Annotated in this window: 6 protein-coding genes and 1 tRNA gene; 4 read left to right on the forward strand and 3 right to left on the reverse strand. The window is 63.5% G+C overall.

Features of this window, described 5'->3' with window-relative positions; translation table 11 throughout:
• The 3 genes from H2040_RS13910 to H2040_RS13920 form a co-directional block, all read left to right on the forward strand.
• A partial coding sequence (locus tag H2040_RS13910) for a M13 family metallopeptidase (protein WP_287158172.1) occupies window positions 1–1,927 on the forward strand: 1,927 nt, incomplete at its 5' end.
• A 173-nt stretch (window positions 1,928–2,100) separates the two neighbouring features.
• Complete coding sequence (locus tag H2040_RS13915; protein ID WP_022697575.1) at window positions 2,101–3,879, forward strand: type I secretion system permease/ATPase; 1,779 nt, start codon at window positions 2,101–2,103, stop codon at window positions 3,877–3,879.
• A 1-nt stretch (window position 3,880) separates the two neighbouring features.
• The gene (locus H2040_RS13920) at window positions 3,881–5,251 is read left to right on the forward strand and encodes an HlyD family type I secretion periplasmic adaptor subunit (protein WP_287158173.1); all 1,371 of its coding nucleotides are present in this window, start codon (window positions 3,881–3,883) and stop codon (window positions 5,249–5,251) included.
• 16 nt (window positions 5,252–5,267) lie between these two features.
• Here H2040_RS13920 and acs read toward each other — a convergent pair whose 3' ends face one another.
• The gene (gene acs, locus H2040_RS13925) at window positions 5,268–7,205 is read right to left on the reverse strand and encodes an acetate--CoA ligase (protein WP_287158174.1); all 1,938 of its coding nucleotides are present in this window, start codon (window positions 7,203–7,205) and stop codon (window positions 5,268–5,270) included.
• 299 nt (window positions 7,206–7,504) lie between these two features.
• Between acs and H2040_RS13930 the strand changes: the two genes are divergently transcribed.
• A complete protein-coding gene (locus H2040_RS13930) occupies window positions 7,505–8,854 on the forward strand; it encodes a calcium-binding protein (protein WP_022697578.1) in 1,350 nt (449 codons plus the stop codon).
• 69 nt (window positions 8,855–8,923) lie between these two features.
• On the opposite strand, the gene H2040_RS13935 is transcribed toward H2040_RS13930, so the two are convergent.
• Both H2040_RS13935 and H2040_RS13940 read right to left on the reverse strand, forming a co-directional pair.
• Complete coding sequence (locus H2040_RS13935; RefSeq protein WP_287158175.1) at window positions 8,924–9,280, reverse strand: hypothetical protein; 357 nt, start codon at window positions 9,278–9,280, stop codon at window positions 8,924–8,926.
• Between the two features lie 218 nt (window positions 9,281–9,498).
• Window positions 9,499–9,575 (reverse strand) — tRNA-Arg (locus tag H2040_RS13940).
• Between the last annotated feature and the right edge of the window lie 14 nt (window positions 9,576–9,589).

A 9,589-nucleotide genomic window follows, 5' to 3' on the forward strand; every position in this document is an offset into this window, starting at 1 on the left:
GGCGATGGATACGTCCGCCGATCCGGGCGACGACTTCTATGAATATGTAAACGGCGAATGGCTGGAAACGACGGAAATCCCGGCCGACAAGACCAATTACGGCTCCTTCACCGCGCTGGCCGACGAAGCCGAGCAGCAGGTGCGCGAGATTATTCAGGACGCCTCCGCCACGGACGCCGCGCCGGGCAGCGCCGAACAGAAAATCGGCGATCTGTACAATTCATGGATGGACCAGGAGGCGATCGAGGCGCGCGGGCTGGAGCCGGCGCAGGCCGATCTGGACCGCATCGCCGGGCTTTCCAGCCATGAAGAAATCGCCGCCGCCATGGGCGATCCGGCGCTGGGCGCGCCCGCGCCCTATGCCGGTTACGTGGACATCGATTCCAAACAGACCGACCGCTACGTCTTTTACATCACGCAGAGCGGCCTCGGCCTGCCGGACCGTGATTATTATCTGAACGACGACCAGCGGTTCCAGGATATCCGCGCGGCCTATGTCGATTATATCGAGCAGGTCTTCACCATGGCCGGAATGGAAGGCGGCGCCGAAAAGGCGCAGGCCATTCTGGAGCTGGAAACGGCGATGGCCGAGAACAGCTGGGAGCGCGCCAAGCGCCGCGACCGCAGCCTGACCTATAATTTGATGACGCTGGACGAGCTGAAGGACTACGCGCCGGGCTTTGACTGGGACGCGACGTTCGAGGCGGCCGGCCTGTCGGATCAGGACGAGTTCGTGGTGCGTGAAAACGACGCCATCCAGAAGCTCTCCGCGACGTTTGCGGACACGCCTGTCGAGACCTGGAAGGACTATCTGACCTTCCATTATATCGACGGCAATGCGAACGCCCTGCCCAAGCAGTTCGACGACGCCAATTTCGCTTTCTACGGCAAGACGCTGAGCGGCCAGCCGGAACAGCGCGAGCGCTGGAAGCGCGGCGTCTCCGTGGTCAATGGCACGATCGGCGAAGCGGTCGGCAAGGTTTATGTGGAGCAGCACTTCCCGCCGGAAGCCAAGGCGCAGATGGAAGAGCTGGTCGAGAACCTGCGTATCGCCTTCGAGCGCCGTCTGGACAATGGCGTCGAATGGATGGGCGCGGAAACCAAGGAAGAGGCGCGCGCCAAGCTGGCGGCCTTTACCCCGAAAATCGCCTATCCGGACGAGTTCGAGACCTATGACGGTCTGGAAGTCGTGGAAGACGACTATTACGGCAACCGCCGCCGGGCGCAGGTCTGGGGCTGGAATGACATGATTTCCAAGCTGGGCCAGCCCATCGACCGCGGCGAATGGTTCATGACCCCGCAGACGGTCAATGCCTATTATTCGCCCAACCGGAACGAGATCGTGTTCCCGGCCGCCATCCTGCAGGCGCCGTTCTTCGACCCGAACGCCGATCCGGCGGTCAATTACGGCGGCATCGGCGCGGTGATCGGCCACGAAATGGGTCACGGGTTCGACGATCAGGGCCGCAAGTCCGACGGCACCGGCACGCTTCGCGACTGGTGGACCGAGGAAGACAATGAGCGGTTCGAGGCGCTGGCCGGCAGCTTTGGCGAGCAGTACGCCGCCTATGAGCCGATCGAGGGCTACACGCTCAATCCCGAGCTCACCATGGGCGAGAATATCGGCGATCTGGGCGGCATGAACCTCGCCTATGAGGCCTACAAGATCTCGCTGGAAGGCGAAGAAGCGCCGGTTCTGGACGGCTTCAGCGGCGATCAGCGTTTCTTCATGGCCTGGGGCCAGGTCTGGCAGCGCCTGTATCGTGACGAGGAGCTGATCAACCGGATCAAGACGGACCCGCATTCGCCGTCCGAATTCCGCGTAAACGGCGTCGTCCGCAACATGGATGAGTGGTACGCCGCCTTCGATGTCAGCGAGGAAGACGCCCTCTATCTGCCCCCGGAAGAGCGGGTAAAAATCTGGTAGCGCACGCGTTACCTAACCACTGTCAGCGCCCCGGATATTGTCCGGGGCGCTTTCTTTTTGGTCCGGCGCCCTTTATGCACCCCCGTGACAAAATGCGCTGTAAGCGCGAATTGCCGCTTTGCGGCCGGGGCTTTAAAGTGATGTTCGGGACTAAAGGGCAGGCAAACTCCTAGATGAAACGCCGACAAGCAGCCAGCGCCGAAGAGCGCGGGGCGCAAAAGATTCGCGCTGCGTTCGAGGCTGCGCGTCCGCACTTCGCCGCGGCCGCCTTCTTCAGCATCTTCGTCAATGTGCTGTACCTGTCATCGCCGCTCTACATGCTGCAATTGTATGACCGGGTTCTGCAGTCCGGCAGCGTGCAGACACTGGTCTTCCTGACCATCCTTCTTGTGGTTGCGCTGGCGGTTCTGGCCACGCTGGACATCATCCGTTCGCGCCTGCTGTCGCGCGCCGGCTCCCGCCTTTCGAACCAGCTTTCCACCACGATCATGAAGACCATGGTCGAGACGAAAGCCCGCGGCGAGCGCAATCCCAAGATTGCACAGGCGATGCGCGATTTTGACACGGCCCGCAATTTCTTCGGCGGAAATGGCGTTCACGCCTTCTTCGATGCGCCCTGGACGATCATCTTCCTGCTGGTCGTAACGATGATCCACCCGATCCTGGGCCTCATCGCCTTCCTTGGCACGGTGCTGTTCGTGGCGCTGGTCTATCTGAACGAACGCCTGGTCCGCACCCCGCTGAACGAAGCGAACGACGCCAACGCGCTGGTGCATTCCACCAGCGAGGTCGCGCTGAACAGCGCCGAGGCGATCCGCTCCATGGGCATGACGGACGAACTGTCCCGCCGCTGGGGCGAGGGCCGCGCGAACGCCAATAATCTTCAGGTGCGCGCGCAGGACCGTTCGGCCCTGCTGAGCGGCATCATCCGTTTCCTGCGCCTGCTGCTGCAGGGCATCGTGCTGGGTGCCGGCGCGCTGCTGGCCATCAACCAGCTGGTCACGCCGGGCGGCATGATCGCCGCCTCCATCCTGACGGCGCGGGCGCTTGCGCCGCTGGAAATGGCGGTGACCCACTGGAAGGGCTTCATTTCCTCCCGCCAGGCGCTGGCGCGCGTGCGTGAAGCGCTGGAAGGCGCGCCCATCGAGCGCACCCAGCAGAGCCTGCCCAAGCCGAAGGGCGAGTTGCGGGTAGAAAAGGTTTATCTGCGTCCGCCGCAAGGCGAGGGATACCTGCTGCAGGGCATCTCTTTCGGACTGCTGCCGGGCGAAATGCTGGGCGTTGTCGGCCCGTCGGGCGCCGGCAAGACCTCGCTCGCCAAGGCGCTGGTCGGCCTGCGCCGTCCCGCCATGGGCGCGATCCGTCTGGACGGCGCGGATGTTTCCGACTGGAGCCCGGACGAGCTGGGCGGCTATATCGGCTACCTGCCGCAGGAACTGTTCCTGATCGCCGGCACGGTGCGCGATAATATCTGCCGCTTTGACGCCGGCGAGGGCGTGGACGAGCGGGTTATCGCCGCCTCCCGTCTGGCGGGCGCGCACGAAATGATCCTGCGCCTTTCCGCCGGTTACGATTCCTTCGTCGACCAGAATGGCGGCACGCTGTCCGCCGGTCAGCGGCAGCGCGTTGCGCTGGCGCGGGCGCTGTACGACGATCCGTCCTTTATCGTTCTGGACGAACCCAATTCCAATCTGGACCAGGAAGGCGAAAATGCTCTGGTCCAGACCCTGAAAGTTCTCAAACAGCGCAACGTGACCAGCGTGGTCATGGCGCACCGCGCCGGCGTTCTTCAGATTGTCGACCGCCTGCTGGTGCTGCGCGACGGCCGCGTGGAGCATTTCGGCCCGCGCGACAAGGTCATGGCCGAGCTGAACGAGAAACAGAAAGCCAATCAGGCGCGCCTGCGGGCCGTTCAGGGCGGCAAGACCGATGATGGCGGGGACTCGGCGTAAGATGACTGCACTGGTTGCCGGATCGAATAATCTGCCCGCCATCACGGACGAGGAAGAAAACGCCTCGGTCGACAATCCCCGGCGCGACATCCTCTTGGGCTTTATCGTTATTGCGCTGTTCTTCGGCGGGTTCCTGGGCTGGGCCGCTTTCGCGCCGCTGGACGCCGCCGCGGTGGCGCCGGGCGTGGTTCAGGTCTCCGGCAACCGCAAGGCCGTGCAGCATCTGCATGGCGGAACGGTCGACGAAATTCTCGTGTCGAACGGCGACCGCGTGACGCGCGGCGATCTGATGGTCCGCATGGACACGGACGAAATGCTGGGCAATCGCCGTCAACTGCTGTCCCGCCTAATCACGCTGCGCGCCCGCGAGGCGCGTCTGCTGGCCGAACAGGCTGGGCTTGATACGGTTGAGGCCGGGGCGTGGCTCTCCAGCCTGACCGGCGATGCCGCGGATGAAGCCGCCGGCGCCCTGTCTTCCGAACAGGACCAGCTGAATACGCGGGCCGACAGCCTGATCGGTCAGATCGATGTGCTGCAGCAGCGCAAGGTTCAGCTTCAGCAACGCATTCAGGGTCTGCAATCGCAGTTGCGCGCCAATACGGAGCAGCGCAGCCTGCTGCAGGACCAGCTGGCCGATGTTCAGCAGCTTTACGAAAAAGGTCTGTCGCCGCTGACCCGTGTCCGGCAGCTGCAGGGGCAGCTGGTCTCGCTGGAAGGCGATAATGGCCGCCTCAACTCATCAATCGCCGAGGCGCGGGAAACGATGGGCGAGGTCGATCTTCAGATTTCAAGTCTGCAGGACGAGCTGAACACCGATGTCACGGCGCGTCTGTCGCAGACGCAGCGCGAGATCGCCGAGGTCCAGCCGCAATATGACACAATCGCCTTGCGCGTGGAGCGCGCGGAAGTCCGCGCGCCGGTCTCCGGCCTTGTCGTCGGCATGAGCGTCTTCACCGAAGGCGGGGTTGTTTCGCCCGGCCAGGTCCTGATGGAGGTCGTGCCGGAGGAAGAGCCGCTGGTCATTCGCGCCCGCGTCGATCCCTCGCAGGCGGATGACGTGCAGATCGGCATGGAGGCCGAGGTGCGTCTGGAAATCGCCCGCAGCCGGGAAAACCCGATCCTGTTCGGCGAAGTGACCGGCCTGTCCGCCGACCGCATTGTCGATGAGCGCACGGGCATGCCGTATTTCGACGCCGAAGTCGTGGTTTCGCCGGAAGAGATGCAGCGGCTGGAAGAATTCATCGGCCGCGAGATCACCTTGCGTCCCGGCTATCCGGCGCAGGTCATCATCCCGCTGCGGGCCCGGACCATGATGGGCTATCTGGCCGAGCCGATCACCGGCGCGCTCTGGCAGGCCGGCCGCGAGAACTAGAAGAAAGGCGCGGTCCTTAAGCGCCTTTCCGGTTCTTCACCAGATCATCCACCACCGCCGGTTCGGCCAGGGTCGAGGTATCGCCCAGCTGGTCATGCTCGTTCGCGGCGATCCTCCGCAGGATGCGGCGCATGATCTTGCCGGACCGGGTTTTCGGCAGGCCGGGCGCGAACTGGATATGGTCCGGCGTTGCGATAGGGCCGATTTCAGACCGCACCCAGTCCTTGAGCGATTTCGCCAGCGCGTCCGACTCCTCGGCCTTCGCTTTCAGCGTGACATACGCGTAGAGGCCTTGCCCCTTCACATCGTGGGGGAAGCCGACCACGGCCGCCTCAACCACGTCCTCATGGGCGTCCAGCGCGGCCTCCACTTCCGCCGTGCCGATGCGGTGGCCCGAGACATTGATCACATCGTCGACCCGGCCGGTGATCCAGTAATAGCCATCCGCGTCGCGGCGGGCGCCGTCTCCGGTGAAGTAACGGCCGGGATAGGTTGAGAAATATGTCTCGATAAAGCGCTGATGGTCGCCATAGACGGTGCGCATCTGGCCCGGCCATGAGCGTTTGATGACCAGATTGCCGCTGACAGCGCCTTCCAGCTCGTTCCCCTCGGCATCGACCAGCGCCGGCTCGACCCCGAACAGCGGCCGGGTGGCGGAGCCCGGTTTCAGGTCCGTCGCGCCGGGCAGGGGAGAAATCAGCACCCCGCCGGTTTCCGTCTGCCACCAGGTGTCGACCACCGGGCAGCGCCCGTTGCCGACCACCTCATAATACCAGAGCCAGGCTTCCGGATTGATCGGTTCGCCCACCGTGCCCAGTACGCGCAGGGAGGACCGCGAGGTTTCCTTGACCGGATCGTCGCCAAACCGCTCCAGCGCCCGCAGGGCGGTGGGGGCCGTGTAGAAGATATTGACCTTGTGCTTGTCCACGACGCGCCAGAAGCGGGAGGCGTCGGGATAGGTCGGCACGCCCTCGAACATCAGCGTCGTCGCGCCGTTCGCCAGCGGGCCATAGACGATATAGGAGTGACCGGTCACCCAGCCGACATCGGCCGTGCACCAGTAGACTTCGCCTTCGCGGTAATCGAACACGGCCTCGTGCGTCAGGGCGGTATAGACCATGTAGCCGCCCGTCGTGTGCAGCACGCCCTTGGGCTTCCCGGTGGAGCCGGAGGTATAGAGAATGAACAGCGGATCTTCCGCGTTCATCGGCTCGCAGGGGCAGTCCGGCGAAACATCGGTGCGGGCGAAGGCGTAGGAAATGTCCCGGCCTTCCACCATGGCGACATCGGCGCCGGTACGCTCCACCACCAGAACGCTTCGCACGCCGCCGGCCTTCTCCAGCGCCTTGTCGACATTGGCTTTCAGCGGAATGGTCCGCCCGCCACGGACGCCCTCGTCCGCGGTGATGACGAAATCGGATTCGCAGTCATTTATGCGCCCGGCCAGGCTGTCGGGCGAAAAGCCGCCAAACACCACCGAATGAACGGCCCCGATGCGCGCGCAGGCCAGCATGGCGTAGGCGGCTTCCGGGATCATCGGCATATAGATCGTGACGCGGTCGCCTTTTTCCACGCCGCGCGCCTTCAGGATATTCGCCATCAGGCAGACTTCGCGGTGCAGCTCGGCAAAACTGATCCGCTTGTCCTGGTCGGGCTCGTCCCCCTCCCAGATAATCGCCGTTTCGTCGCTTCGGTTTTCCAGGTGACGGTCCACGCAATTATAGCAGGCGTTCAGAACGCCATCGGCGTACCAGCGGATATGCAGGTCGTTCTTGTCCCAGGAGACGTCCGAGACCTCGTCATAAGGCTCTATCCAGTCCAGCCTGCGGCCTTGTTCGCGCCAGTATGACTCCGGGTCGGCGATGGAGCGGGCATACGCCTTTTCGTAAGCCTGACGGTCAAAATGGGCGGATGCGGCCATGTCAGGCTTGGCGGGAAAGCTTTTGCGCTCCATGGGGGAGTCCTCGTTCGCTGAGGCGGTGAGCCTTGGGGATACGAAGTATTCAGGAGACGGCGCCCGGCTTCAATGGGGCGGCGGCGCCCGTCACGCCGCTGAAACGCGCTTCAAATCGTGGTTGGAAGAATTAACGCGCAGGGAGGGTAAAACCTGTCCCAAATCGCGAAAAAGCGTGGCGTGAATACCACGGTTTCGGTTTTCGACCGTGTTTTGGCTTTTTGCGATTGATTTGCGCGGGCTTTCTGCTTCTAATCGTAAAGATTGTTAATGTTTGCGCTGACATGGGGGAACTTCGCATGGCGCTTATTCCTGGCACAACCGGCATTGACCGGATTCAAGGCACGGCTAATCCGGACGTCATTTATGGCGCTTCGGGTCCCGATGAGATCTTTGGCAATGGCAGCGCGGACCTGATCTATGGTCAGTCCGGCGCTGACAATATTTACGGCGGCACGGGCAACGACACCATCTATGGCGGCGCCGCGGGCGACCTGCTGTGGGGTGAAGAAGGCTCCGACCTGATCTATGGCGGCGCGGGCCGTGACTTCATCAATGGCGGAACCGGCACCGATACGCTGGTCGGCAACGCCGGCGCGGACATCATCTTCGGCGCCGACGGCGATGACGTGATCATCGGCGGCAACGCCTCCGACCGCCTGCTGGGCGAAGCGGGCAACGATACGTTTGTCTTCTTCGGCAATGACGGCGCGGACATCGTGTTCGGCGGCGACGGCACGGATCTGGCGACCTTCGCCAACTCCTCCTCCGGCGGCTATGTCTTCGTGATCAACGCCAATGGCTCCGCGACCGCGACCCCGACTGTCGGCGGCCGTATCGCCATGTTCGATGTTGAAATCATCGCCGGCTCCACGGCGACGGACTTCTTCTTCGGCAATAGCGGCGATGACGTCTTCTACGGCGTTGGCGGCGGCGACACCATCTTTGGCGGTCAGGGCAACGACTTCCTGTATGGCTCCACCGGCACCGACAGCATCAATGGCGGCGGCGGCAACGACACCATCTATGGCAACGGCGGCTCCAACCTGATCTATGCCGGCGGCGGCGCGGACCTCGTGTTCGGCGGCACCAGCTTCAACCTGATCTACGGCCAGGGCGGCAACGACACCATCTATGGCGGTTCGTCTTCCGACGCCATCTTTGGCGGTTCGGGCGATGACGTCCTGTCGGGCGGTTCCAGCACGGACTTCCTGTACGGCAACTCCGGCAACGACGTTCTGTATGGCGGCACGGCCAGCGACGTCCTGCAGGGCGGCACCGGCGAAGACCTGCTGTTTGGCGGCCTCGGCCGGGATGTGATGAATGGCGGCGATGACGCCGACACCTTCGTCTATCTCAGCGCGGCTGAATCCAATGGTCCGGTTCTGACCTCGGCTGACCTGATCACTGGCTTTGACGAGGACGAGGACACGATTGACCTCTCCGCGATCGACGCCAATGACACGGTGCCGGACGATCAGGCCTTCACCGTTGTCACGGCCTTCACCGGCACGGCCGGCGAGCTGGTCATTTCTGTCACCGGCGTGTCCACCTGGACCATCTTCGGTGACACGAATGGCGACGGCATCGCCGACCTGACGATCGGCGGCACGGGTGAAATCATCCTGGCCGGCAATATCGTTCTGTAAGCTGTCTGCTTCAGGCAAAAGAAAAGGCCCTCCATCTGGAGGGCCTTTTTTTGTTCCGGATACAGATTGCTAGCGGCTGACAATCCGCACGGGGGCCGTCGTGACTGTTTCGATACGGCAGACGCGGCCCGTCATGTCATGGGCAAAGGCGATTTCGCTTTGATTGGCTCGGCGCAGAACCAGCAGCCCGTCATGAAAGGCGTAGGCGTCGCGCGCGCCTATGGCGAACCGGGTCTCGCCGCCGCGGCCGGCAAAATTATCGCATCTCACGGCGCCGTCCGCGCCGGCGCGGCGCCATTCGATCATTGCGGGCGCGGGCGCGGGCGCATCGCCGCGCAGGGCCGGGGCGTCCAGCGCGCTCGTGGCTTGCGGCGCCGGGCCAAAGCCCGCCGCGAATAAAGCCAGAATTGCGATTCCGTAGCGCATCGGATTCCAGGGTCGCGGCGCCGGTCAGCGCCAGCCGTTCCTGACGCGCCGCAGGGTCAACCGCCACGGCGCGCCGGGAATTTGCTTCAGTCAGAATGCGCCTGCAGGGTTGAATCGGGGTTAACAGCCCCCGAACGCCAAAATGCCGCCCGCAAACGCCGCGCCTCCGGTGAACCAGTCGGCCCGGACAGAATATGTCGCTATGTCACTGGAAAGGATGGCGCGCCGGGGAGGATTCGAACCCCCGACCCCCAGATTCGTAGTCTGGTGCTCTATCCAACTGAGCTACCGGCGCCGATCCGTGGAAGG

It is taken from the genome of Euryhalocaulis sp., from assembly GCF_013911995.1.
Classification (GTDB): Bacteria; Pseudomonadota; Alphaproteobacteria; order Caulobacterales; family Maricaulaceae; genus Euryhalocaulis; species Euryhalocaulis caribicus.